The sequence below is a fragment of the Sphingomonas faeni genome, from assembly GCF_040407495.1.
Taxonomy (GTDB): Bacteria; Pseudomonadota; Alphaproteobacteria; order Sphingomonadales; family Sphingomonadaceae; genus Sphingomonas; species Sphingomonas faeni_D.
The window spans coordinates 774,311-797,438 of record NZ_JAPZPP010000002.1; the positions used below are offsets into that span (position 1 = coordinate 774,311).

Annotated in this window: 20 protein-coding genes; 8 read left to right on the plus strand and 12 right to left on the minus strand. The window is 65.8% G+C overall.

The features are described 5' to 3' along the window. Window positions 1–72 precede the first annotated feature (72 nt). From O6W96_RS08615 to O6W96_RS08625, 3 genes are read right to left on the minus strand one after another with little or no spacing between them, the layout of a single operon-like run. Window positions 73–1,386, minus strand: coding sequence for a PepSY-associated TM helix domain-containing protein (locus tag O6W96_RS08615; RefSeq protein WP_353469148.1), 1,314 nt, complete (start codon window positions 1,384–1,386; stop codon window positions 73–75). Beyond that, complete coding sequence (locus tag O6W96_RS08620) at window positions 1,374–3,662, minus strand: TonB-dependent receptor (RefSeq protein WP_353469149.1); 2,289 nt, start codon at window positions 3,660–3,662, stop codon at window positions 1,374–1,376. Before O6W96_RS08620 ends, O6W96_RS08615 begins: the two co-directional genes overlap by 13 nt. Window positions 3,663–3,716: 54 nt before the next feature. Beyond that, on the minus strand, window positions 3,717–4,136 hold the full coding sequence (locus O6W96_RS08625; protein ID WP_353469150.1) for a hypothetical protein: 420 nt from the start codon (window positions 4,134–4,136) through the stop codon (window positions 3,717–3,719). Window positions 4,137–4,487: 351 nt separating this feature from the next. Between O6W96_RS08625 and O6W96_RS08630 the strand changes: the two genes are divergently transcribed. The 4 genes from O6W96_RS08630 (at window position 4,488) to O6W96_RS08645 (ending at window position 9,869) form a co-directional block, all read left to right on the plus strand. Further along, window positions 4,488–5,630 carry a sensor histidine kinase gene (locus tag O6W96_RS08630; protein WP_353469151.1) on the plus strand — a complete coding sequence of 381 codons (1,143 nt, stop codon included), beginning with the start codon at window positions 4,488–4,490 and terminating at the stop codon, window positions 5,628–5,630. Further along, window positions 5,627–6,424: a LytR/AlgR family response regulator transcription factor gene (locus O6W96_RS08635; protein WP_031393111.1), complete on the plus strand. Its 798-nt coding sequence runs from the start codon at window positions 5,627–5,629 to the stop codon at window positions 6,422–6,424. Before O6W96_RS08630 ends, O6W96_RS08635 begins: the two co-directional genes overlap by 4 nt. Before the next feature lie 233 nt (window positions 6,425–6,657). Further along, the gene (locus O6W96_RS08640) at window positions 6,658–7,674 is read left to right on the plus strand and encodes a cell wall hydrolase (protein WP_353469152.1); all 1,017 of its coding nucleotides are present in this window, start codon (window positions 6,658–6,660) and stop codon (window positions 7,672–7,674) included. A 326-nt stretch (window positions 7,675–8,000) separates the two neighbouring features. After that, entirely contained in the window at window positions 8,001–9,869 is a 1,869-nt protein-coding gene (locus O6W96_RS08645; RefSeq protein ID WP_353469153.1) for an ABC-F family ATP-binding cassette domain-containing protein, read from the plus strand. A 133-nt stretch (window positions 9,870–10,002) separates the two neighbouring features. Here the strand turns inward: O6W96_RS08645 and O6W96_RS08650 are convergent, their stop codons facing one another. Together O6W96_RS08650 and O6W96_RS08655 are read right to left on the minus strand one after the other, a co-directional pair. Further along, window positions 10,003–10,320, minus strand: a complete 318-nt coding sequence (locus tag O6W96_RS08650) for a DUF3297 family protein (protein WP_353469154.1) — start codon at window positions 10,318–10,320, stop codon at window positions 10,003–10,005. A 108-nt stretch (window positions 10,321–10,428) separates the two neighbouring features. Further along, window positions 10,429–10,833: a hypothetical protein gene (locus tag O6W96_RS08655; RefSeq protein WP_056489939.1), complete on the minus strand. Its 405-nt coding sequence runs from the start codon at window positions 10,831–10,833 to the stop codon at window positions 10,429–10,431. 211 nt (window positions 10,834–11,044) lie between these two features. Here O6W96_RS08655 and O6W96_RS08660 point away from each other — a divergent pair, with 211 nt between their 5' ends. Further along, window positions 11,045–11,710, plus strand: a complete 666-nt coding sequence (locus tag O6W96_RS08660; RefSeq protein WP_353469155.1) for a L,D-transpeptidase family protein — start codon at window positions 11,045–11,047, stop codon at window positions 11,708–11,710. A 423-nt stretch (window positions 11,711–12,133) separates the two neighbouring features. On the opposite strand, the gene typA is transcribed toward O6W96_RS08660, so the two are convergent. From typA to O6W96_RS08675, 3 genes are all read right to left on the minus strand, one after another. Then, window positions 12,134–13,978: a translational GTPase TypA gene (typA, locus tag O6W96_RS08665; protein WP_056051990.1), complete on the minus strand. Its 1,845-nt coding sequence runs from the start codon at window positions 13,976–13,978 to the stop codon at window positions 12,134–12,136. A 90-nt stretch (window positions 13,979–14,068) separates the two neighbouring features. Next, on the minus strand, window positions 14,069–15,088 hold the full coding sequence (locus tag O6W96_RS08670) for a DUF2268 domain-containing putative Zn-dependent protease (RefSeq protein ID WP_353469156.1): 1,020 nt from the start codon (window positions 15,086–15,088) through the stop codon (window positions 14,069–14,071). A gap of 262 nt (window positions 15,089–15,350) precedes the next feature. After that, window positions 15,351–16,364, minus strand: a complete 1,014-nt coding sequence (locus O6W96_RS08675) for a zinc-binding alcohol dehydrogenase family protein (RefSeq protein ID WP_353469157.1) — start codon at window positions 16,362–16,364, stop codon at window positions 15,351–15,353. 152 nt (window positions 16,365–16,516) lie between these two features. Between O6W96_RS08675 and O6W96_RS08680 the strand changes: the two genes are divergently transcribed. Then, the gene (locus O6W96_RS08680) at window positions 16,517–17,728 is read left to right on the plus strand and encodes a toxic anion resistance protein (protein WP_353434871.1); all 1,212 of its coding nucleotides are present in this window, start codon (window positions 16,517–16,519) and stop codon (window positions 17,726–17,728) included. A 5-nt stretch (window positions 17,729–17,733) separates the two neighbouring features. Further along, window positions 17,734–18,441, plus strand: coding sequence for a hypothetical protein (locus O6W96_RS08685; protein ID WP_353469158.1), 708 nt, complete (start codon window positions 17,734–17,736; stop codon window positions 18,439–18,441). Between the two features lie 265 nt (window positions 18,442–18,706). On the opposite strand, the gene O6W96_RS08690 is transcribed toward O6W96_RS08685, so the two are convergent. The 4 genes from O6W96_RS08690 to ubiA form a co-directional block, all read right to left on the minus strand. Further along, window positions 18,707–19,525, minus strand: a complete 819-nt coding sequence (locus O6W96_RS08690; protein ID WP_353469159.1) for a hypothetical protein — start codon at window positions 19,523–19,525, stop codon at window positions 18,707–18,709. A 220-nt stretch (window positions 19,526–19,745) separates the two neighbouring features. Continuing rightward, window positions 19,746–20,510: a 3'(2'),5'-bisphosphate nucleotidase CysQ gene (locus O6W96_RS08695; RefSeq protein WP_353469160.1), complete on the minus strand. Its 765-nt coding sequence runs from the start codon at window positions 20,508–20,510 to the stop codon at window positions 19,746–19,748. A gap of 55 nt (window positions 20,511–20,565) precedes the next feature. Continuing rightward, window positions 20,566–21,912: a TldD/PmbA family protein gene (locus tag O6W96_RS08700; RefSeq protein ID WP_353469161.1), complete on the minus strand. Its 1,347-nt coding sequence runs from the start codon at window positions 21,910–21,912 to the stop codon at window positions 20,566–20,568. A gap of 9 nt (window positions 21,913–21,921) precedes the next feature. Beyond that, entirely contained in the window at window positions 21,922–22,863 is a 942-nt protein-coding gene (gene ubiA, locus O6W96_RS08705) for a 4-hydroxybenzoate octaprenyltransferase (protein ID WP_353469162.1), read from the minus strand. 83 nt (window positions 22,864–22,946) lie between these two features. Between ubiA and O6W96_RS08710 the strand changes: the two genes are divergently transcribed. Beyond that, window positions 22,947–23,108, plus strand: coding sequence for a hypothetical protein (locus O6W96_RS08710; protein WP_353469163.1), 162 nt, complete (start codon window positions 22,947–22,949; stop codon window positions 23,106–23,108). Window positions 23,109–23,128: the final 20 nt, after the last annotated feature.

Genomic DNA, 23,128 nt, shown 5'->3' on the forward strand with positions numbered 1-23,128 from the left:
CTGACCTGATCGGTCGAACCAGGCCGCCGTTCCTTTCTGGAGCGGCGGCCTTTTTCGTTTCAGGCCGATGCTTCAAACAAAGCGGGAGCGGAGGCGATCGACTGTGAGGACCGCGAGGAGCGTTGCGCCGAACAGCGGCATGGCGATGGCGAATGTCGTGATCGCGGCGATCAGGCTCCAGCGGTAGCGGGGGCGGGTCAGCCTGACCGGCGCGCCGAGGGTGCCCGGTTTGCGGCGGCGCCACCACATCACAGTGCCGGATATGGCCAGGGTGGCGAGCAGCGTTGTGACCAGCGTGCCGAGGATCTGGTTGGTGAGACCGAAGTACGCGCCTTCGTGGATGGCTATGCCGTAGCCGACGGCGCGGTCGATCCATTGGCGCTGGGCGAAATCGCGACGGTCGAGGATCTGGCCAGTGGCGCCGTCAAGCGTCAGGCGGGTTCGCTCGGGGCGATTGGCCGCTTCCGACCCGATCGTCCACTCGGGGGAGCCGGGCTTGGGCGCGATCAGGACCGGGGCGGCCAGCGGGAGCCGCTCGGCGATCGCCACCATGCGGTTCAGTGCGCCCGGCCGCGCGGTCGGCATAGCGGACGGCCCGGGCATCGTCATGCCGCGGTGCTCGGCATGTTCATCGGTCTTTGCCTTCGGCTTGCCGGCGATCATCCAGTCGACCGGGCCGTCGGTGGTGCCGGTCGCGGTGCGGACTGCGCCGAGATAGCTGCCCCACGCATTCGCCCAAGGCAGGCCGGTGGCGATCAGAAAGACCGCGGCCAGGCTTACCCAGATGCCCGCGACTGCGTGCGTGTCGCGCCAGAACAGTCGGCGGCCGCTTCGCCAGCGGGGATAGAGGACACCGGCGAGCCCCCTCCTGCCCCTCGGCCACCAGAGATACAGGCCGGTCAGCAACATCGTGATCGTCCAGCAGGCGGCGGTCTCGACGAGCCAGCTGCCGACCTTGCCCGCGAGCAGCGTCCCGTGGAGCGCGGAGATGGTCTTCATCAGGCGCGCGTCTTCGCGGACACTGCCGAGGACCTTGGCGCGGTAGGGATCGATGTAGACGCGCGTCTCGACGCCGTCCTTGGCGATCAGGACGCGGACCGCCTGGGTCGGCGTCTCGGGGCGTTCGTATTTGCTCAGGCGCGCGCCAGGGTTCGCTGCGAGTGCGGTGGCGACGATCTGCTCGGGAGTTGCGCGTGCGCGGGTAACCGGAAGGCTGTCATAGGCACGCTCCTGCCAGGCCTCGATCTGTGGCTTCCACAGATAGATCGTGCCGGTCACCGACAGCCACAGGATGAACGGCAGGCAGAACATCCCGGCGTAGAAATGCCAGCGCCAGACCGCGTTGTACCAGGAAGTGCCCGGCGGCCTGCTCGTCACAGTTTCCATGTGAGGTCCGCCTGAACGCTGCGCTGCGGGAAGGGGTGGAACAGAAAATAGCGGTCATTGCCGACATTATCCACGCCAAGCCCGAGCGTGTAGTGATCGCCGACGCGGAACTGCGCGCGGAGATCGACGACGAGGTATTTGTAAAAGCCCTGATAGGTGTTGCCGACGACGTCGCTGTTGTCTAGCGCGCCGTACAGGCGGCTGGCGTAGCGGCCGGCGGCGGTGAGCGCGATACCGTCGGCGGGGCGCCAGGTGCCGACCAAAGTCGCCTTCCATGCGGGGACTTGCGGCAGGCGCTTGCCGACCGAGGCGGGAAACGCTGTGTTCGCGCGCGTGGTCGCGTCGGCATAGGTGACGCTGGCGGAGAGATCGAACCGGTCGATAATGTCCGTGCGCTGGACCACGGCCTCGACGCCTCTAGCGCGCGTCCGGTCGACGTTCTGGACGAAGGTGGCGAGCGTGGTCGTGCCGTTGAGCGGACCGGTCTGCGAGATCAGCGCGTCCTTCACCGATTCGTTGAACAGCGCGACGCGGACGAGGCCGTGGTCGTCGTGATGCTCAAGGCTGAGTTCCTCCGACAGCGCACGTTCGGGGCGCAGGTTCGGGTTGGGGACTGCGGCGACGGGCGTGGTGACGATCTGGTAGAGTTCGCCGACGGTCGGGAAGCGCCATGCCGTTCCGAACGAGGCGCGGGCGGTCCAGCTGGGGCTCGCGGTCCAGGCCAGCGACGCCTTGGGAGAGAAGCGCGCGGCGGTCAGTTCAGGTTGAATCGGGGCGATCGCGGGGGTCAGCGAAAAATTGCGGCCATCATAGGCGCGCCACCATTCGTAGCGGCCGCCGAGCGTCAGCGTGATGTCGGCGGTCGGCGTCCAGGCATCCTGCGCCCACACTGCAGCGGTGCGGGTCTTGCCCTTGGACTGGAGGTTCAGCACGCCGTCGCCACCCGCAGTCCAGTCGGTGGTCGTGTACCGGTCGCTGTTCAGGACGAACCGATCGAAGTGCGCGCCGGCGCTGACGACGTGGTTGCCGCCATGCCATGCGGCCTTGGCATCGAGCGTCGTCCAGCCGGTGCCGTCGAGCCGCGCGATCGTCCCTGCCCCGCCGGTCCGTGCGGCAGGTAACGCGGTGGTCGGGACGCGCTGGACGTCATGGACATAGTCGTAGAGCGTGCCGATGACCTGCCAGTCGATCGCTTTCGACGTACCGGTGGCGGAGAGCGAGTGGCTCCAGTGGCGCTGGTCCTGCGCGTAGGTGCCGCCCGAGAAGGCGCTTGGCGCGACGGTGTAGGCGCGACCGTCGATGTTGAACGACCCGGCATAGGCTGGCTGGCCGGTGGTGGCGTCAGTTAGATAGGTCTGCGCGACCGCGTCAGTGTCGTTGAGGAACAGCGCGCCGACATAGGTGAGGCGGATCGCAGACGTGACGTCGAGCGCGGCCTTCAGCTTGAAGCGATCCTGTTGCTGGTGCTCGATGCCGCTCGCGCCGAGCACGCGGATCGGGGCGTTGGTGCGGTTGACGTCGTTATAGCCGCCGGTGACGGGCGTACCGGTCGCACTGGTCCCGGTCGGGCGGGAGGCGGTGACATAGAGCAGCGGCTGGCTGTTGCTCGTGACGTGGTCGTAGCTCGCGAACAGGCTGAGCGGGCCGAACCGGTCGCCGAGCGTCGCGCCGATCTGATACGCCGGAAGCGTGTCGCGCGTGCCGTATTGATCGTAGCGCTGGACGTTGGTGCCGGCGGTCACGGTCGCCTCCAGCGTGTCCGGCAGGCGCGTGGTGATGTTGACGACGGCGCCGATCGCGTTGCCGGGATAGGCCGCCGAGAACGGTCCGTAGAGCACGTCGACGCGCGCGATCTCCTGCGGGCTGACGAGGCCCCAGCGCGGGGAGGCGTTGGTGTTGTTGTTGCCGATTAGGGCGGAGAGCAGCGCACCGTCTGCGTAGACGAGGCTGCGGGCGCTGGCGCCGACGCCATTGGTGCGGGTGGCGAGCGGCGCCTGCGTGTCGCCGATGTGGCGTTTGCGGACGAGCAGGCTCGGCAGGTACTTCAGGCTGTCCTCGGCGTTGATCGCGTTCGTGGTGGTGGCGATCGTCGCGCCATCGACGCTGGCCTGGGTAGCGGGGGCGTTCTCGATCGACTGCGATTGCTTGCGCGCGAGGATCAGGATGTCGGTCTGTTTCTTGGGGGCGTCTTCGGCGAGCTGGGCGGCCGCCGGGGTGGCGAGCGCGATCAGCGAGGCGCAGGCGAACCCACGGGTTCGCGCGTTGGGCGTAGGCATGGAATGTCCTTCGATTCTGGGCGTGGCAGCGCTTCTGGGAAGCGGCGTGCGGCGTCAGGCGAAGGTGGGCGGACCAGTCTGCGGTGGCGGCGGCGCGGCGAGGCCGTGGCCGATCGTGACGAGCGAGCGCGCCAGAACAGGCGTTGCGCGGATGCGGGCGGGGGGCAGCGGCACGGCGAGCGTCGGCGTGTCGATCGCCGGGGTGACGCCGGCGAACGCGCACGGATGCTCGGGGCCCTGGCTATGGTGCTCGGAAGATTTCGGGTGATGCATGCCGGCCATGGCATGATCCATCGGCGCCTTGGCCGATGGTATCGCCGGCCCAATGCCCGAGCAGAGTACGATACGGAAGCCCTGCGCATCGGCGACCGGCATCCACCCGGTCGGAATCAGCGCACGCACGAGCATGGCGCAGGCGAACACCAGCAGCAGCCAGCGGCGATGCGTCGCGGTCAGGGTGCGGAGGGCGGCCATGCTCGCGGCGGTTTGCGCCGGGTGGGAGGGCGCTGCAAGTGGGCGTTTGGTCCGGGGGCGGCGTGAGATGCGGTGGTGCGCTGGAGGCTGTGTTCGTCGTCGGGCCTGGGCACGGGAGAACCTGCCCTTTCCTGGGAGGGAGGGGTTGGGGATGGGTTGGTCGGCTTGGGTCACGGAGGGTGGGATGTGCGGAAGCCGACCCACCCCCTGCCCTCCCTTCCAGGGAGGGGAGCAGAAGGAAGGCGGTGTCCGTTGGATTTGCGCGCTGTCGGGAGATTCATGCCCGTGCACGCTCCTCACCTCGCTGCAGCTTTTGCGTGTCCTCGCCGCCGCGTGTAAGACCGCGGGCCAATGGCTACCTCTTCTGCCTCTTCCGGCTCGTCCGCCCTCAACTCCGCCCGGCGCCTGCCCTTCACCGCGCGGCCGTTCTTCGAGAACAAGGCGCGGGCGTTCTGGATCCTGCAGGCGGTTGGGTGGAGCGGATACCTGCTGTTGCGCGGCGTTGTTTCTATCTCGAACGGGCTGTCGCTCGACGGGGTGATCCCTGTGATCGTCGAGGCGATCGTCGGATACTGCATCACGCTGCTGCTCTCGACGATGTACGGCCAGTATCGCCGGATGAACCGGCTGGTCGGCATCTTCCTGACGATCGCGACGCTGGCCGCGGCGACGTTCCTGTATGCGGTGCTCGACGCGTTCACCTTCTCGTTCATCGCCACCGCGACGCCGGGGGTGACGCTCACGCGACTGCTGGGGTCGGTGTATGTTACCTTCACGGTGCTGTTCGGGTGGTCGGCGCTGTATTTCGGGATCAATTTCTACCTGATCGTCGAGCAGCAGATCGACCAGATGGAGCATCTAGAGAACCAGGCGTCGTCGGCGCAGCTGGCGATGCTGCGCTATCAGCTCAATCCGCATTTCCTGTTCAACACGCTGAACTCGATCTCGACTTTGGTGTTGCTCAAGCAGACCGAGCGGGCGAATGCGATGCTCAGCCGGCTGTCGTCATTCCTGCGCTATACGCTGGCGAACGAGCCGACCGCGCACGTTACCGTCGCGCAGGAGGTGGACCAGCTGAAGCTGTATCTGGAGATCGAGAAGATGCGCTTCGAGGACCGCATGCGGCCGAAGTTCGATATCGATCCGCGTGCCGAACGGGCGAGATTGCCGTCGCTGCTGCTGCAACCGCTGGTCGAAAACGCGATCAAATATGCCGTCACGCCGCAGGAGGAAGGCGCCGAAATCTGCGTCGAAGTGCGGCTCGCCGGGGAACGCGTGCAGATCGCCGTATCCGATACCGGTCCGGGCTTGATCGAGGGCCGGATCGGTTCAAGCCAATCCACAGGCGTGGGGCTCGCTAATATTAGAGACAGGTTGGCTCAGGCATATGGGCCCGACCACCGTTTCGAAACCCGCTCCACGCCCACTGGCGGATTCTCGGTCGAGATCGAGATTCCGTATCAGCTTGAAGACGTGAACAGAGAGGCCGCATGACCATCCGTACCATTCTCGTCGACGACGAGCCGCTGGCGATCCAGGGGCTGGAACTCCGACTCCAGGCCCATGAAGACGTCGAGATCATCGAAAAATGCTCGAACGGCCGCGAGGCGATTCGCGCGATCAAGACGCACAAGCCCGACCTGGTCTTCCTCGACATCCAGATGCCGGGGTTCGACGGGTTCTCCGTCGTGCAGGGACTGATGGAAGTCGAGCCGCCCTTGTTCGTGTTCGTGACCGCGTATTCGGACCATGCGTTGCGCGCGTTCGAGGCTCAAGCGGTCGATTATTTGATGAAGCCGGTCGAGGAATCGCGGCTGGCCGATACGATCGAGCGGGTTCGGCAGCGTCTGTCCGAGAAGCGCGGCGTCGAAGAAGTCGATCGGTTGCGCGAAGTGCTCGCCGATGTCGCGCCGGATGCGGCGGCGGATATGCCGGACGGCGATGCCGTGTCGGCGAACCGGTTCGAGAAGCTCATCAACATCAAGGATCGCGGGCAGATCTTCCGCGTCGATGTGGACACGATCGAGCGAATCGATGCGGCTGGTGACTATATGTGCATTTATACCGGCGATAACACGCTGATCTTGCGCGAGACTATGAAGGATCTGGAGAAGCGGTTGGATCCGCGGCGGTTCCAGCGGGTGCATCGGTCGACGATCGTGAACCTGGATCTAGTGAAGCAGGTCAAGCCGCATACTAACGGGGAATGCTTCCTGGTGCTGAATTCTGGTGCGAGCGTGAAGGTTTCTCGGTCGTATCGCGATGTGGTGGCGCGATTCGTTCACTGAGTTCGAGCCCGTCGTCCTAGCCGCGCGTCCGTCATCCTGACGAAAGTCAGGATCACGGACGTGGGGGGTGTGGTCGGGGCGAGCTTTCGGGAGCGCGCCGTTCCACGTCCGTCCCTGCCGATCGAGGTCCCGACTTTCGTCGGGATGACGTGGGTGCGCTCCCTTAGCGGGCGCTTCCCCCGTTTCCCGTGGCCATTAACCAGTCCCTAAACCCCGCGGCCTAGAGCGGGGGGATGAAGACGTCGGGTTACGGCCTTTACCGCCACGCGCTGATCAGCCTGCCCGCGTTGGTGATGGCGACGTCGTGCGTGCCGGCGGATCGGCCGGCGCCGATCGCCCGGGTCCAGCCGGAGCGGAACTCGCGAGCCTTGCTGAGCCGGATGTCGTTGCATGTGCCCGATGACATTTCGGCGAAGATCGCGACGGCGGCCCCCGATGCGCCGTTTGCGGCTGCGGCGCCGTTCGTTGCTCCGCCGTTTCTGACTTCGAACTCCGTTGATGATGCTAGCCGTGCAGCCGACTGCCTGACTGCGGCGGTGTATTACGAGGCGCGGTCGCAGTCCGAGGATGGGCAGCGGGCGGTGGCGCAGGTGGTGTTGAACCGGGTGCGCGACCGGGCCTTTCCGAACAGCGTTTGTGGGGTGGTGTATCAGGGGGCCGAGCGGCGGACCGGGTGCCAGTTCAGCTTTACGTGCGACGGTTCGATGAACCGGGCGCGCGAGCCAGGGGCTTGGGATCGGGCGCGGGCGGTGGCGAGCGCGGCGCTGGGCGGGAGCGTGTACGCGCCGGTTGGGGCGGCGACGTCGTTTCATACCACCAGCATACTGCCGTGGTGGGCATCGAGTCTTGCACGGATTACGACCGTTGGGGCGCATGTGTTCTATCGCTGGCAGGGGGCGTTGGAGCGGGCTCTGACGTTTCGGCAGGCTTATGCTGGGGTCGAGCCTGGGGTTCGGGGTGGTGGTTTCGCGAGCGGTGGTGGCGTGGCGGCGGTTGCGGCGCAGGTTGCTGGCGTTTCGGTGCATTATGGCAATCGGGACGACGTTGCGGACTCGGGTGCGGAGCCGGCCGATGCGCTGCATGGGGTGACGGTGCACCGGGGGGTGCTGCGCTCTGGTTCGACGATGGCGGGTGCGGCGATCGTGCCTACGCGGTTGGTTTCGGGGGTGCGGGTTCACGTTGGTAGGCGAGCGGCTGCACTGATCGGCGGTGGTACCGGCGACGACGCGGTAGTGTCGGACGAAACCTAACCACCCCAACGGCACCACCCCGGCGAAGGCCGGGGCCCAATTGGGAAACGTTGCTAACGGCGGATGGCGCTCCGTTACGACCACCTTTCCAATTGGGCCCCGGCCTTCGCCGGGGTGGGAATAATGCGGGATAGTTTTGGTGGCGGCACTGCCCTTCTTGTTCCCCCGCGGAGGCGGGGGTCCAGGGTCTCGAGGGTAGCGTTTGTGATCCTGGGCCCCCGCCTTCGCGGGGGAACTGCTTCTTCTTGGATCGATAGCTGACTGCTCGATCGCGGAAGATACCCCAACCCTCGCAAAACCATGCTGCATCTGCTAACGGCACGCGCATGCTGAACCTGAACAATATCACGGTGCGCCTGGGCGGACGCGTTATCCTCGATGGCGCCACCGCCGCGTTGCCGCCAGGCTCGCGCGTCGGGCTGATCGGGCGCAACGGCGCGGGCAAGTCGACGATGGTGCGCGTGATCGCAGGGCAGTTGGAGCCGGACGACGGCTCGGCGGACATGCCCAAGGGCGCGCGGATCGGCTACCTCGCGCAGGAAGCGCCGCACGGCGTGAAGACGCCGTTCGAGACCGTGCTCGAAGCCGATCTGGAGCGCGCCGCGCTGATGATCGAGAGCGAGACGAGCGAGGATCCCGACCGGCTCGGCGATGTGTACGAGCGGCTGATCGCGATCGACGCCTATACCGCGCCCGCCCGCGCCGCGCAGATCCTGCTCGGCCTCGGGTTCGACGAGGACATGCAGGCGCGCACGCTCGACAGCTTCTCGGGTGGCTGGAAGATGCGCGTCGCCCTCGCCGCTTTGCTGTTCTCGCAACCGGACCTGCTGCTGCTCGACGAGCCTTCGAACCATCTCGATCTCGAAGCGGTGATGTGGCTCGAGGACTTCCTCAAGGGCTACAAGGCGACGATCGTGGTGGTCAGCCACGAGCGCGATTTCCTCAACAACGTGGTCGATCACATCCTGCATCTGCAGGGCGGCAAGATCACGCTGTATCCAGGCGGCTACGACGCGTTCGAGCGGCAGCGTGCGGAGCGCCTCGCGCAGATCGAGGCGGCGCGGGCCAACCAGGCGGTGCAGCGCGAAAAGCTGCAGGAATATATCGCCAAGAACTCCGCGCGGGCCTCGACCGCGAAGCAGGCGCAGTCGCGGCAGAAGATGTTGTCGAAGATGCAGCCGATCGCCGAGAGCTACAACGATCCGACGCTGTCGTTCGGCTTCCCCAACCCGACCGAGCTGCGCCCGCCTTTGATCACGCTCGACATGGCGACGGTGGGCTATGCCGACGTGCCGATCCTGAAGCGGCTCAACATGCGGCTCGATCCCGACGACCGGGTCGCGCTGCTCGGGCGCAACGGCAACGGCAAGACCACGCTCGCGCGGTTGCTGGCGGCGCAGCTGACGCCGATGGACGGCGAGATGTCGTCGTCGGGCAAGATGAAGGTCGGGTATTTCACGCAGTATCAGGTCGAGGAACTCGATCCGACCGATTCGCCGATCGAGCACATGTCGCATTTGATGAAGGGCGCGACCCCGGCGGCGGTGCGCGCGCAATTGGGGCGCTTCGGCTTCTCCGGCGACAAGGCGACGACCCGGGTCGGCAAGCTGTCGGGTGGCGAGCGGGCGCGCCTGGCGCTGGCGCTGATCACGCGCGATGCGCCGCATCTGCTGATCCTCGATGAGCCTACCAACCATCTGGACGTCGATGCGCGTGAGGCGCTCGTGCAGGCGCTCAACGCCTATACCGGCGCCGTGGTGCTGGTTAGCCATGATCGGCATATGCTGGAGCTTACCGCGGATCGGCTGGTGCTGGTCGATGACGGGACGGCGAAGGAATTCGACGGCAGCCTCGACGACTACATCGCGTTCGTCTTGAAGGGCGATAGCGGCAAGGGCGATGCGGCGTCCAAGGCCGACAAGAAGGCCGGGAAGAAGGCTGCGGCCGAGGCGAAGAGCAACGACGCGGCGCTGCGCAAGGCCCTTCGCGAGATCGAGGAGCAGACCGCCAAGTTCACCAAGGAGCGTAATGCTCTGGACCGCGCGATGGTCGATCCGGCGAATGCGGAGCCGCGCTTCTCGCGGATGTCGATGGGAGATCTGAGCAAGCGTCGCGCCGAGGTGCATGCGAAGCTGGAGGCCAGCGAGGCGAAGTGGCTCGAGGCTAGCGAGGCGCTTGAGGGCGTCGAGGCTTAAGCTTCACCTCACGCCCCTCCCTGGAAGGGAAGGGTTGGGGGTGGGTCGGCCTGTTGGCGGGCTCGGGCGGTTGCGGCTCAAGCTGGCCTACCCACCCCCGGCCCCTCCCTTTCAGGGAGGGGGGAAGATCGGGTCAGCCTTCGTCTTCGTCCGTAGCCGCCGGACGCTCGAACCAAGCCTCCACAGGCCCGACCAGCTTCAGCGTCAGCGGGTTTCCGTTGCGGTCGACCTTCTTGCCGAGCGCGACTCGGATCCAGCCTTCCGAGATGCAATATTCCTCGACGTCGTGGCGGACCTTGTCCTTGAAGCGGATGCCGATGCCGCGTTCGAGCAGGTCCTGCTGGAAGAACGGGCTGCGCTGGTTGATCGACAGGCGATCGGGGGGCGTGTCGCCGGTTGCGGCCGGGGTGGCGGCGGCTTCGGTCTCGGGGGTGTTTGGCGTGTCGGTCATGGTCGCGCGTCTAGCGGCAAGCACCGGGCACGCGCCAGAAAAAAGGCACCGGACGCAAAAGAGGCGCCGGGATTGCTCCCGACGCCTCCGTGCGACCTTGTGGTCGGATCAGCTGCAGACCTGCACCGCGACCCGGTCGCCGTAATAGGGGTCGACGCGCCACTCGTTCCAGCACCGCGGACGATAATCCTCGCGGTAGTAGGTGCGTACCGGCGGGTTGTAATACGCCACCGGTGGCTGCGCGTAATAGCCGCCGTTGTAGTAGCCGCGGTCATAGTACCGATTGCGGTTGTTGCTGCTGGCAATCGCCGCACCTACGCCGAGGCCGAGGATGCCACCGAGCACCGCTGCGCCGGCCGCATTGCCGCCGCCACGATGGCCGTGCCAGCCGCCGCCGTAGCCGCGCCCATAGCCGCCGCGTCCCCAACGCTGCGCGTCGGCTGGTGCTGCTGCCGTCAGAGCTGTTGCGGCGAGTGCCACGCCGAGGCCTGCCTTCTTGAAAAATCCGTTCATCTCTTCCGAACTCCGTTACTAGTTACGCCCGGTCCGCTTGGGACAAACGCATAAGTGTCCGACCGTGTTTCAGGATTTAGGTGATTCGGCCTGAACTGGTTCGGAACGACTTGTTAACCCACGGTATAGCTCGCGGTGCTGGTCCCGTGCGGGGACACGGGCGGCGCGGCACGGCTGGGCAATGTTCACGAATATCGGGTAGGGTGCGGCGATGCGCAGGATGTTGACGACGCGAGCGATCGCCTTTGCCGTGCTCGGCGGGAGTGCGGTGCTGATCGGTGGGCTGGCCTTGTCCGGGTCTCCGGTAAAGGTACGGGTGGTCGAGGCGCCTGCGCGGGTGGCTCGGATCGCCGCGCCGGTTGCGAAAGCGGCGCCGAAGCCCGTTGCCGTCGCTGCGGAGGACCCGGCCGATGCGTATGTCGTGAAGCGGGTGCTGAACGTGCCGGAGCCTTTGCGGCATGGCGCGTATTACTGGGATACCGAGGGCGTGCCCGAGGGGCCGATCGTGATCACCGTCGACCTGGTGGCGCAGACCTTGTCGATCTTTCGCAGCGGGTACGAGATCGGGACGGCGGCCGTGATCTATGGCGCGGACGAGAAGCCGACTCCGCTTGGCGTGTTTAAGATCACGCAGAAGGACGCGCATCATGTGTCTAACCTGTACGGAGCGCCTATGCCGTACATGATGCGGCTGACCAATGACGGGGTTTCGATCCACGGTAGCGCGCTGATGGATGGAAAGTACGCGACGCATGGGTGCGTCGGGGTGCCGACTGCGTTTGCGAAGTTGATTTTTGAGCAGGTTAAGCTGGGGGATCGGGTGATCGTTACGAGCGGCGAGATGTTGGCGCGGGGTGGGCGGATTACTGCTGCCTGAGGGTGGGGGGCTTACGGTAGCGCTCCGTGCCCTCACCTTTCGCCGCCTTCGCGTCTCTTCCTCTCCCCGCGGGAGAGGAAGTTGAGAATGCCCTCATATCCTAGAAATAGCCACCACCCCGGCGAAGGCCGGGGTCCAGTTGGGGGACGTCGCTAACGAAGGGCAGCGCCGCGTTACTGCGACCTTTCCATCTGGGCCCCGGCCTTCGCCGGGGAGGTGTACCGTTTTGATTTCCGACCGCTCGCGTTGCCGTCGGCGTAGATGCAGCCCGCGGCTTTCTAGCACAAAACAAAAGGGCCGGAGGTTTCCCCCCGGCCCTTCTGCATTTCTTGCACAGCGCGCCGCGGCAAAGCCGCGTCGTCGGACCTCGCCTGAGCGAGGCCGGCCGAGCTTGTAAGCTTGGCCGGCTTCGCCGTGCCTAGCTTACGCGCTCTGCTTAGCCCGGCTGGCGCGCTTGCGCTCATTGGCATCCAGGAAGCGCTTGCGCAGGCGGATCGACTTCGGCGTGACTTCGACCATCTCGTCGTCGTCGATGTACGCAATCGCCTGCTCCAGCGTCGCGCGCTTCGGCGGGGACAGGCGGACCTGGTCGTCCTTGCCGCCCGACGCGCGGAAGTTGGTCAGCGCCTTGGTCTTCATCGGGTTGACCTCGAGGTCGTCCGGCTTTGCGTTCTCGCCGACGATCATGCCCTCATAGAGAGCCTCGCCGTGGCCCACGAACAGGATGCCGCGCTCTTCTAGCGGACCCAGTGCGTAGTTGTTCGCCTCGCCCGAACCGTTCGAGATCAGCACGCCGTTCTTGCGGCCCTCGATCGCGCCCTTGTGCGGACCGTACTTCTCGAACAGCCGGTTCATGATCCCCGTGCCGCGCGTGTCGGACAGGAATTCGCCATGATAGCCGATCATCCCGCGCGACGGCGCCGAGAAGGTGATGCGGGTCTTGCCGCCGGTCGACGGACGCATGTCGGTCAGCTCGGCCTTACGCGTGTTCATCTTCTCGACGACGGTACCCGAATGCTCCTCGTCGACGTCGATGATGACGGTCTCGTACGGCTCGGTCTTCTTGCCGTTCTCGTCCTCGCCGAACAGCACGCGCGGACGCGAAATGCCCAGCTCGAAGCCCTCGCGGCGCATCGTCTCGATCAGCACGCCCAGCTGAAGCTCGCCGCGGCCGGCGACTTCGAAGCTGTCCTTGTCGGCCGCCTCGGTCACCTTCACGGCGACGTTCGACTCGGCTTCGCGGAACAGGCGCTCGCGGATCATGCGGCTCGTCACCTTGCTGCCTTCGCGGCCCGCCATCGGCGAATCGTTCACGGCAAAACGCATCGACAGCGTGGGAGGATCGATCGGCTGCGCGTGCAGCGGCTCGGTCACCGTGATGTCGGCGATCGTGTCGGCAACCGTGGCGACCGAGAGACCTGCGAGCGAGATGATGTCGCCGGCCTTGGCTTCGTCGACGGGAACGCGCTCGAGACCACGGAACGACATGATCTTGGACGCACGACCGGTCTCGATGATCTTGCCGTCGTTATCGAGCGCGTGGATCGCCTGGTTGGTCTTCACGGTACCCGAATTGACGCGACCCGTGAGGACGCGGCCGAGGAACGGATCGCGGTCGAGCAGCGTGACGAGGAAGGTGAACGGCACGCCGGCGACTTCCACGGCGGGCGGCGGCACGTGCTTCACGATCGTCTCGAACATCGGGATCAGCGTGCCTTCGCGCGCGTCCATGTCGGTCGAGGCATAGCCGTTGCGACCCGATGCGTAGAGCACGGGGAAGTCGAGCTGGTCGTCATTCGCGTCGAGCGACACGAACAGGTCGAACACTTCGTCGAGCACTTCCTGGATGCGCGCGTCGTTGCGATCGACCTTGTTGACGACGACGATCGGCTTCAGGCCGAGTGCCAGCGCCTTGCCGGTGACGAACTTGGTCTGCGGCATCGCGCCTTCCGACGAATCGACCAGCAGGACGACGCCGTCGACCATCGACAGGATGCGCTCGACTTCGCCGCCGAAATCGGCGTGCCCGGGCGTGTCGACGATGTTGATGCGGATGCTCTCGGACTCGCCGGGAGGGGTCCAGTCGACCGAGGTCGGCTTGGCGAGAATGGTGATGCCACGCTCTTTTTCGAGGTCGTTCGAATCCATTGCGCGCTCTTCGACGCGCTGGTTGTCGCGGAAGGTGCCGGACTGGCGGAAGAGCTGGTCGACCAGCGTCGTCTTGCCGTGATCGACGTGCGCAATGATCGCCACGTTGCGGAGGCTCATGAATGTATTCTCTTGATCGAGGAACGGGGTTGGCGCGCGCCATAGCGTAATTGTTGCGCCGCGGGAAGATGCAGCGGCATTTCGTCGCCTTTAGAGGGAACCTCCGCGGCGCTTGTATGTTCCGGCGGCGAGAATAGCACGGGGATCGCGGACCGCCAGCATTGCCCTCAGCGCGGCGTGCTTGTCGGGTGCGGCGGCGTAGTAACGCTGCCAGATCCTCAGCCCCATCCAATAGCCAAGTTCGGGCGGCCAGCCGGCGGGCGGCGTGGAGTAGTTGCCGATCCAGCGCGCATAGGCCTTGGCTTCGGGCGAGCCTTCCTCGGGGTCGTCCTTGTCGGTGAGCTTGCGGGTGAGCGCGATGTCGGCCTGCATCTGGCGCCAGAGTTCGGCCTCGCGCGACGTGGCCCAGGCGGCGCGGGCGGCGTCGGGCTCCTCGCCGGTGACGAGTTGTGCGATGAAGTCCGCCGCGCCCTCGACGAGGATCGCGGTGAGCAGCGGGTCGCGGGCGAGCGTCATGCCGGCGTCCTGCTGGAAGGAATGCACCGTCTCGTGTGCGAAGAAATGGCGGAGCGTCTGGCGGAGTTTCTCGGGCGTCGGCGACATGCGGCAGAGGACTTCGAGGCCGAGCACCTGCGCGCCAGGCTTGGCGGTGCCGCCCGAGGTGTTGGCGCCGAAGACTATATAGACTTGCGGGAGCTTCACGTCGGGGAGTGCGCCGTGGAGGCCGAGATAGATCGAGCGGAGATCGGCGGTCGCGGCCTTGGCGGCGGGGAGGCAGGTCTTGATCGCCTGTGCATACCGCGTCGGGTTGGCGGCGATGGCGCGCGCGAGCGTGTCCGCGTCGACGATCCGGCCGGGGGTGAAGACGCCGATCCCGAAACTGCCCTTGTCGAGATAGTCGCGTTTGAGTTGCGCGGCGGTGGGCTTGCCCTTGGTTTTAGCGAACAGGGTTGCGAAGCGGTCGGCGTCTTCGGTGTGAATCGTGGCGGTTAGCGGGTCGGCTGGCGGGGGGCGATTCGCGGCGGCCGCGGGGAGGAGGGCGAGCGCGAGGATCAGCGGGCGGAGCATGATCCGCAGCGTATCGTGTGTTTTGGTTGCCGCCAGTCTCATTCGGCAGGTGATGTGCCCCACACCAGCCCAAAGCCGTTCCCCCGCGAAAGCGGGGGTCCAGGGTCACGAGCGGTGTCCTCCCTGGCTCCTGGGCCCCCGCGTTCGCGGGGGAACAAGAAGGAGTCGTTCGCCCTCCACTCTATCCACCCCGGCGGAGGCCGGGGCCCAATTGGGAAGGTGGTAATAACGACGTGCCGCCATCCGTTAGCAGCGTCCCCCAATTGGGCCCCGGCCTTCGCCGGGGTGGTGGCGTTCCTCGAACTCAGAATCCCTCCAGCACGATCTTCCCCTTGACCGTGTGGCTCTCGATCCGCTCATGCGCCTTCCGCAAATTCGCAGCGTCGATTCGCCCGAAATTCTCCGCGAGCGTCGTCCGGATCGTCCCCGCATCCACCAATCGCGCGACCTCGTCGAGCAACACCCCCTGCTCGCCCATGTCCGCCGTCTGGAACAGCGAGCGCGTGTACATCAGCTCCCAGTGCACCGAGATCGACTTCTGCTTGAGCGGCACGATGTCGAGCGTCTTCGGATCGTCGATCAACGCCAGCCGGCCCTGCGGCGCGAGCAGTTCGCCGATCTCGGCGATGTGCTCGTCGGTATGCGTCGTCGAGAACACGAACCCCGGTGCGCCGATCCCCAGCGCCTCGACCTGCGCAGCGAGCGGCTTGCGGTGGTCGATCACGTGATGCGCGCCGAGATCCTCGACCCAGCCGCGCGTCTCGTCGCGTGAGGCGGTGGCGATCACGGTCAGGTCGGTGAGCTGCCGCGCGAGCTGGATCGTGATTGAGCCGACCCCGCCTGCCCCGCCGATGATCAGGATCGCGTTCGCCGCGCCGGGGACGTGTTTGCGCACGTCGAGCCGGTCGAACAGCGTCTCCCACGCGGTGACCGAGGTCAGCGGCAGCGCCGCCGCCTGCGCCCAATCGAGCGAGGCCGGCTTGTGGCCGACGATGCGCTCATCGACGAGATGATATTCGGAATTAGTACCGGGTCGGTCGATCGCGCCCGCGTAGAACACGTCGTCGCCGACCTTGAACCCGGTCACGTCTGGACCGACCGCGACGACGACGCCCGATGCGTCCCAGCCGAGCACCTGCGGCTTGCCGTCCGGATCTTCGCGACGCTGGCGGATCTTGGTGTCGACCGGGTTGACCGAAACCGCCGTCACCTCGACCAGCAGGTCGCGGCCAATAGCCTCGGGCTTGGGGAGATCAAGATCGACGAGCGACTGCGGATCGTTGATCGGGAGCGACTTGGTATAGCCGATGGCGCGCATGCTGGAACTCCTGTGATGTCGCCGACAAGCTGTCCACGCGCGCGCCCGGTTTCAAGGAGAGCGGTTGGCAAGCCTGAGTGTATTATCTATATACGCCACTTGAACGCGGGGCGGGTTGCAGCCACGATGCCCCACCGAACGGAGACACGAGTATGGCGACGACCCCGAACACGCTGACGGAAGAGCCGGGCCTGGTGCTGACCCCGCCCGATCCGGTGCCCACGGTCGCGGCCGCGAAGGCGTCCGGGCTGGTGCCCGTCGATGCCGGGGTAAAGTCGCAGCTCGAGGAGCGCGTGTCCGGCTTCGTCACCGATCTCGTCGCGCAGGACGTCAATTCGCCCGAATTCGGCAAGCGGGTCGACGCCATCACCGCGATGGGCGCGAAGGAAATCCGCGACGCCGCCGGCCAGTCGAACCGTTTCCTCGATCGCCCGGTCAAGGCGATGGATCAGGAGACCGGCGTCGGCAAGGATCTCGCCGAGCTGCGCCGCGTCGTCGAGGATCTCGATCCGGGCAAGAAGGGCAACCTCACCGCGCCGCAGAAGCTGTTCGGGATCATCCCGTTCGGTGGCAAGATGCGCAACTATTTCGACGGCTACAAATCGTCGCAGACGCACATCGCGCAGATCCTGAAGAGTCTCGGCTCGGGCAAGGACGAGCTGCTGATGGACAATGCCGCGATCGATACCGAGCGCGCGAATTTGTGGGCGGCGATGGGGCGGCTCGAGCAGATGATCCATCTGTCGAAGACGATGGACGCCAAGCTGGAGGACGTCGCGAACGATCTCGACCACACCGATCCCGCCAAGGCAAAGGCGATCCGCGAGACCGCGTTGTTCTACACGCGCCAGCGCACGCAGGATCTGCTGACTCAGATGGCGGTGACCGTGCAGGGCTATCTCGCGCTCGACCTGGTCAAGAAGAACAATGTCGAGCTGGTGAAGGGCGTCGATCGCGCTTCGACCACGACCGTCTCGGCGCTGCGCACCGCGGTGACGGTGGCGCAGGCGCTGACCAACCAGAAGCTGGTGCTGGAGCAGATCACCGCGCTCAACACGACCACCGCGAACATCATCGATTCGACCGGCAAGCTGCTGAAGTCGCAGACCGCGCAGATCCACGAACAGGCGGCGTCGGCGACGATCCCGCTGGAGACGCTCCAACGCGCGTTCCAGAACATCTACGACACGATGGATGCGATCGACGTGTTCAAGCTGAAGGCGCTCGATTCGATGAAGGTCACCGTCGGCGCGCTGTCGAACGAGGTCGACAAGTCCCGTGGGTATATCGCGCGTGCTGAGGGTGCGACGCAGGGGCAGTTGGGCGGACCGTCGCCTAGCCCGTTCAAGCTGGAGGCGATGTAACCCTCGTGAGCGAAGTCGACGACGCCATCGCCAGCGCCCGCGCCTCCTGGTCGCGCATTTCCGACGACCGGACGGGCACCGTCATCGCACGCTCGCCATCGCGAGGGCGGGCGCGGCAGACGCAGGCGATCGGCAAGCGGCTGACCCGGATCGCGGTCGCCGACGTGTCGATCCTGATCGCGGCGATGGTGATCGGCTGGATCGTCCCGCTCGGGATCGGCGGCGCGATGCTGATGATGGCGCTGCTGGTCGCCGCCACGGTGTTGTTCGCGGTCTGGCCGGCGGAACGCGCGCCCACGCCCGAGCGCCTCGCGGCGGTCGATATCCGTGCCCTCCCCGCACAGACCGAACGCTGGCTGGAAGCGCAACGCCCCGCCCTCCCCGCGCCCGCAATGACTTTGGTCGACCGGATCGGCCTGCGCCTCGAAACGCTGACGCCGCAGCTCGCGACGCTGGATGCAAACACGCAGGAAGCCGTCGACGTGCGAAAGCTGATCGGCGAACAACTCCCCGCCTTCGTCAAGGATTACGAGAAGGTCCCGACGTCACTGCGCACCACGCCACGCAACGGCCGCTCGCCCGACGCCGAACTTGTCGATGGGCTAAAGCTAATCGAGCAGGAAATCGGCGAGATGACCGCGCGCCTCGCACAGAGCGACCTCGACAATCTCTCGACCCGCGGTCGCTTCCTGGAGATGAAGTACAAGGACTAAGGGGGTGAAGCGTACCCGGCTCAGCGTCTGCCGCAGAAAGGCGCGCTTCGTCTCCGAAGCCGACGCGCTCGTCGTGGCGCAGACCGGACGCGTACCGCTGAGGGCCTATCGCTGCGATCGGTGTGCGCATTTTCACCTGACCAGCCGAACCAAAGGCAAACGCATCCTTTCAGGACATCGGTAGCTAATCGTCCAGACCTAGACAGTCAGACATACAATCCAGGTTCCGGAAAGCCATTCCTTTAAGTATGAACAGTTCCGTGAGTTAGCCTTCAGCTCTTTCAATGACGATGCCGTGCTCGCTCTCCCAACGGATAATCATCGTCTCTTGCTCACGTATCAGCGTCTTGAAGGCGTTATAAACGTTGTGCGCATAGCCGATCTGCACATGCAAAAATTGCCGAATATCTTTGAGACTGAGTGGTTCGCCGTCGCCAATCGCGTAGCTTGCCCGTTTAGTGGTCGGATTGACATGGCGGGTAGCTCCGCCCGTGAAGCCAAGACCCACGTGCGCTGGAAAGCGATGGTGATATCTATTACGAAAATTGCCCGTCGCGGCTTTGTAGTCGTCCTGCGTCGCAAGCAGGTTAAGCTCTGAAATCAGTTTCGGAGTGGCACCCCAATTCGAACCGTAATGCTCGAGATTATTCGCCTTAATGCTATGATCAGCAGGGAGATCGTCGTTCCAAACAGCATGGTCCAAGGCCCGATTGGCCTGATGCATTAGATGCGCGGAAGCAAATATTACGCGTTCGCGAATCACTGCCGGAAGGTTTAGCGCTAGCGTTGCGATCGGCTCGATGAATTCGAACAGGACATTATTAAAGGCGTCTTCGTCAAGGTTGACGACTACCTTCTCCCACCCGCCGAAGCGCTGCTCCTTATTGATAAGCTGATTGATCGTGTTCGCGATTTCACGCGAAAACTCATCGAACATTTCCCGATAAGCGAGCCAAGTGCCAGACAGTTCGCTCGGCAGATGGCCCCATCTATAATCCGCATGGGGAGCGGCGAGGTCGATCGTATCAAACACCTCCAGATAGGCAAGGTAATGGTCGGCGAGAGCGCGCAGTTGATCTCTCATGGCTTGGTCACAATTTTCGGGAGGAAAGTAGGTAAGCGACTGACGGATCAGCTACGCATAAGATTAGCGTGCATCAGAGAGAGAATCTGAGCGGTTTTCTAACACCCGAGACCATTGAGAACAGAATCAATCCCTAAACGAGAACGGGAGTCCTTATATAAAGTCCAACCATCGTTTCGTGCCTGAAAGCCGCCCGTCTGCTTTCCACCCATCATTGCCGTCAAACCAGCACGGAGCGTGCCCGGTCAGCCAACCGCTCGACCGCCGCCGCGTGAATACCTGGAGTGCACGCCAGCACGCCGAACGCCTGCGGGCGCGGCTTGTTGAAGACCAGCGCCGCGCCGAGCGCATCGCTCACCGTCGCACCCGCTTCGCTTGCGACGAGGATCGCGGCGGCGATGTCCCATTCGTTGCCCCAGCGGAGCGTGGCAACGAGGTCGGCTTCGTCGGCGGCTACCATGGCGATGCGTAGGGCGATCGAGTTGGGTTTGTGGACCATGACGAGGTCGCGGTCGGCTTTGGGGAGGGCGTCTACGGGCGTGCGACTGCCGGAGAAGTCGGTGCGGTTGCCGGCCTTTAGCGGTACGCCGTTGCGCGTCGCGCCCTGCCCTGCGACCGCGTGCCAGCGTTCATCGCGGGACGGGGCTTCGAGGATGCCGATTACCGGCTTGCCGCGGTCGACCAAGGCGACCGAGACGCACCAGCCGGGACGGGCGCGGATATAGTCGCGGGTGCCGTCGATCGGGTCGACTACCCAGAGCAGGTCATGGGCTAGGCGATCGGCGTTGTCGGCGGTTTCCTCGGAGAGCCAGCCGGCCTCGGGGAGCAAAGTCGACAGCCGCGCCTTGAGCATGCGGTCGATCGCGATGTCGAGTTCACAGACCGGGCTGCCGGGGGTCTTTTCCCAACGTTGAAAGTCGGTGCCAAAGCGGTCGAGCGCCATCGCACCAGCCTCCGCGGCAATCTTAGCTACCGCATCCGCCATTGCGCGCAGCCATGCCGGCGACCGTTCCGGAGATCGCCCAGAACTGGGCCGCCGCTCAGCCACTCGCCACCGTCATGCCCTCCACGCGGAGAGTCGGCACGTTGACGCCGTAGCGGAATTCGAGGTCGTTGGCGGGGGTCATTGCGAGGAACATATCCTTGACGTTGCCGGCGATCGTGAACTCGGCGACCGGCGTGGTGATCTGGCCGTTCTCGATGCGGAAACCCGATGCGCCACGGCTGTAATCGCCGGTCACGCCGTTCGCCCCGCCGCCCATCAGTTCGGTGACGTAGACGCCCGACTCGATGTCGGCGATGAGCGTTTCAAGCGGCACATGGCCGGGCTCCATGAAGACGTTGCTGGTCGAAACGCCGGGGCCGCCGCCGACTCCGCGGGCGGCGTGGCCGGTCGGTTCGAGGCCGAGCTGGCGCGCCGAGGCGGAGTCGAGCAGCCAGCGTTCGAGCATGCCGTCCTCGATGATGTCGCTCGGCGAGACGGGCAGGCCCTCGCCGTCGAACGGGCGCGAGCGAAGGCCGTGCGGGCGGTGCGGATCGTCGCGGATGGTGATGCCGTGCGCGAAAACCTGGCTGCCGAGCGAATCGAGCAGGAAGCTGGTCTTTCGCGTGATCGCCTGGCCTGAGATCGCGCCGAGCATGTGGCCGACCAGCGATCCGCCAACGCGGCGGTCGTAGACGATCGTAGTGGCGCCGCTGACGAGACGGCCGGGGTTGAGCCGCGCGACCGCCTGTTCGCCGGCGCGGCGGCCGATCGCTTCGGGCGCTTCGAGATGCGCGCGGAGGCGGGCGCTGCTGTGCGCGTAGTCACGCTGCATGTTGCCGCCTTCGCCTGCGAGCACGCTGGCCGACACGCCGTAGCCGGTTGCGGCATAGGCGCCGGCGAACCCGTGGCTGGTGGCCAAAGCCCAGACGCTGCGCGAGGCGCTGGCGCCGCCGCCTTCGCTGTTCGAGACACCGGGGACGGCGCGGGCGGCGTCTTCGGCCTCAAGCGCGGCGTCGCGGAGTTGCTCGGGGCTGGCTTCGCCGCCGTCGTCGAGGCCTAGCATTGGGGTAATGCCGTGCAGGAGGCGATCGGCGGGGGCCAGGCCTGCCCACGGGTCCTCGGGGGCTTCGCGCGCCATCGCCACCGCGCGTTCGACCAGCGCATCCATCGCGGCGGTCGATAGGTCGGAGGTGGAGACGCTCGCGGAACGCTGGCCGACGAATACGCGCAGGCCCAGATCCTCGCTCTCGGAGCGGCCGATATCCTCCAGCTTGCCGAGGCGGATCGACACGTCGAGCGCTGCGTCGGCGGCGAAGACCGCGTCGGCGGCGTCGGCACCCGCCGCCCTCGCGCGCTGGACGATGTCGTGGGCGCGGTCGCGGGCTTGGTCTGGGGTCAGCATATCAGCGACTTAAGGATGCAGGCTCGTGCCGACAACCACGCAGGCGAGGAACATCAGCAGTCCGGCGAAACGGTTCGACCGGAAGCGGGCAAGTGCGGCGGTGCCTGCGCCCTCGTGCGTGTCGGGTTTGAGGGTGACGACTTGCCATGCGAGGTGGAGCGCGACGGGGACGAGCGCGGCGATCGCGAGCGGGTCGGGGCGCACTTGCCAGAAGGCTGCGGCCCATAACGCGACGGCGGCGACGTAGAAGATGCCGACGCCGGCCTTCACGTGCGCGCCCATGCGGAGCGCGGAGGAGCGGATGCCGATCATCGCGTCGTCCTCGCGGTCCTGCAGCGCGTAGATCGTGTCGTAGCCGATCACCCACGCGATCGAACCGGCGTAGAGCAGCCACATCGGCGTATCGAGCGCGCCGGCGATGTCGCTCCAGCCGACCAGCAGGGCCCAGGAGAAGACGATGCCGAGCCACGCCTGCGGCCACCAGGTGATGCGCTTCATGAACGGGTAGGCGGCGACGGGCGCGAGGCTGGCGAGTGCGACGATCGCGGCGAAGAAGGTGAGTTGCAGGAGGACGGCGAACCCGATCAGGCAAAGCGCGACGAGCCACGCCCAGGCGAGCTTGATCGAGACGAGCCCGCTCGGGATCGGCCGAGCGCGGGTGCGCGCGACCTGCGCGTCGAGGTCGCGGTCGACGATGTCGTTGAAGACGCACCCCGCGCCGCGCATCGCGATGCTCCCGAGGAGGAGCCATAGGATCAGATCCCAACGCTCGACTGCGCCACCAGCGAGGGCGACGCCCCAGGCGCCGGGCCAGAACAGCAGCCACCAGCCGATCGGCCTGTCGAACCGCGCTAGCAGCGCGAGGCCGCGGAGGGTTGGCGGGAGGCGGCCGACCAACCCTCGGTGTTCGCTGTCGGGGACGATTTCCGTGTGGCTCGGCTTGGTCTGCATCGCGGAGGCGTAGGAAGACGGGGTTTGGCGCGCAAGCCTTCACCGGCTAGGGTCGAGGCAGTGGCGCGTTCGGACCCTCTCGCATGATCGGCCTGTCGGTCGCGGTCGGCCGCTTCGTCGAAGCGCTGTTCTGGGGAATTTTCCGCGTCGCGGGCGCGGTCGCGGGGGTTTTGATCCTTGGCGTGGTGCTTGTGGTTATAGCGTCGGTGGTAGCCCGAAAGATGTGGGCGCGGCGGAAACGCTGAACGCCCCTTCCCGCAAAGGC

Bases quoted from the DNA above. Each gene is read 5' to 3' on its own strand.
- O6W96_RS08645 (WP_353469153.1), top strand. From the start codon at position 8,001: ATGCTGAACCTGAACAATATCACGGTGCGCCTGGGCGGACGCGTTATC.
- O6W96_RS08640 (WP_353469152.1), top strand. From the start codon at position 6,658: ATGAAGACGTCGGGTTACGGCCTTTACCGCCACGCGCTGATCAGCCTG.
- O6W96_RS08620 (WP_353469149.1), bottom strand. From the start codon at position 3,662: ATGCCTACGCCCAACGCGCGAACCCGTGGGTTCGCCTGCGCCTCGCTG.
- O6W96_RS08615 (WP_353469148.1), bottom strand. From the start codon at position 1,386: ATGGAAACTGTGACGAGCAGGCCGCCGGGCACTTCCTGGTACAACGCG.
- typA (WP_056051990.1), bottom strand. From the start codon at position 13,978: ATGAGCCTCCGCAACGTGGCGATCATTGCGCACGTCGATCACGGCAAG.
- O6W96_RS08635 (WP_031393111.1), top strand. From the start codon at position 5,627: ATGACCATCCGTACCATTCTCGTCGACGACGAGCCGCTGGCGATCCAG.
- O6W96_RS08690 (WP_353469159.1), bottom strand. From the start codon at position 19,525: ATGAGAGATCAACTGCGCGCTCTCGCCGACCATTACCTTGCCTATCTG.
- O6W96_RS08670 (WP_353469156.1), bottom strand. From the start codon at position 15,088: ATGAGACTGGCGGCAACCAAAACACACGATACGCTGCGGATCATGCTC.
- O6W96_RS08695 (WP_353469160.1), bottom strand. From the start codon at position 20,510: ATGGCGGATGCGGTAGCTAAGATTGCCGCGGAGGCTGGTGCGATGGCG.
- O6W96_RS08680 (WP_353434871.1), top strand. From the start codon at position 16,517: ATGGCGACGACCCCGAACACGCTGACGGAAGAGCCGGGCCTGGTGCTG.
- O6W96_RS08655 (WP_056489939.1), bottom strand. From the start codon at position 10,833: ATGAACGGATTTTTCAAGAAGGCAGGCCTCGGCGTGGCACTCGCCGCA.
- O6W96_RS08625 (WP_353469150.1), bottom strand. From the start codon at position 4,136: ATGGCCGCCCTCCGCACCCTGACCGCGACGCATCGCCGCTGGCTGCTG.
- O6W96_RS08650 (WP_353469154.1), bottom strand. From the start codon at position 10,320: ATGACCGACACGCCAAACACCCCCGAGACCGAAGCCGCCGCCACCCCG.
- O6W96_RS08660 (WP_353469155.1), top strand. From the start codon at position 11,045: ATGCGCAGGATGTTGACGACGCGAGCGATCGCCTTTGCCGTGCTCGGC.
- O6W96_RS08710 (WP_353469163.1), top strand. From the start codon at position 22,947: ATGATCGGCCTGTCGGTCGCGGTCGGCCGCTTCGTCGAAGCGCTGTTC.
- ubiA (WP_353469162.1), bottom strand. From the start codon at position 22,863: ATGCAGACCAAGCCGAGCCACACGGAAATCGTCCCCGACAGCGAACAC.
- O6W96_RS08675 (WP_353469157.1), bottom strand. From the start codon at position 16,364: ATGCGCGCCATCGGCTATACCAAGTCGCTCCCGATCAACGATCCGCAG.
- O6W96_RS08700 (WP_353469161.1), bottom strand. From the start codon at position 21,912: ATGCTGACCCCAGACCAAGCCCGCGACCGCGCCCACGACATCGTCCAG.
- O6W96_RS08630 (WP_353469151.1), top strand. From the start codon at position 4,488: ATGGCTACCTCTTCTGCCTCTTCCGGCTCGTCCGCCCTCAACTCCGCC.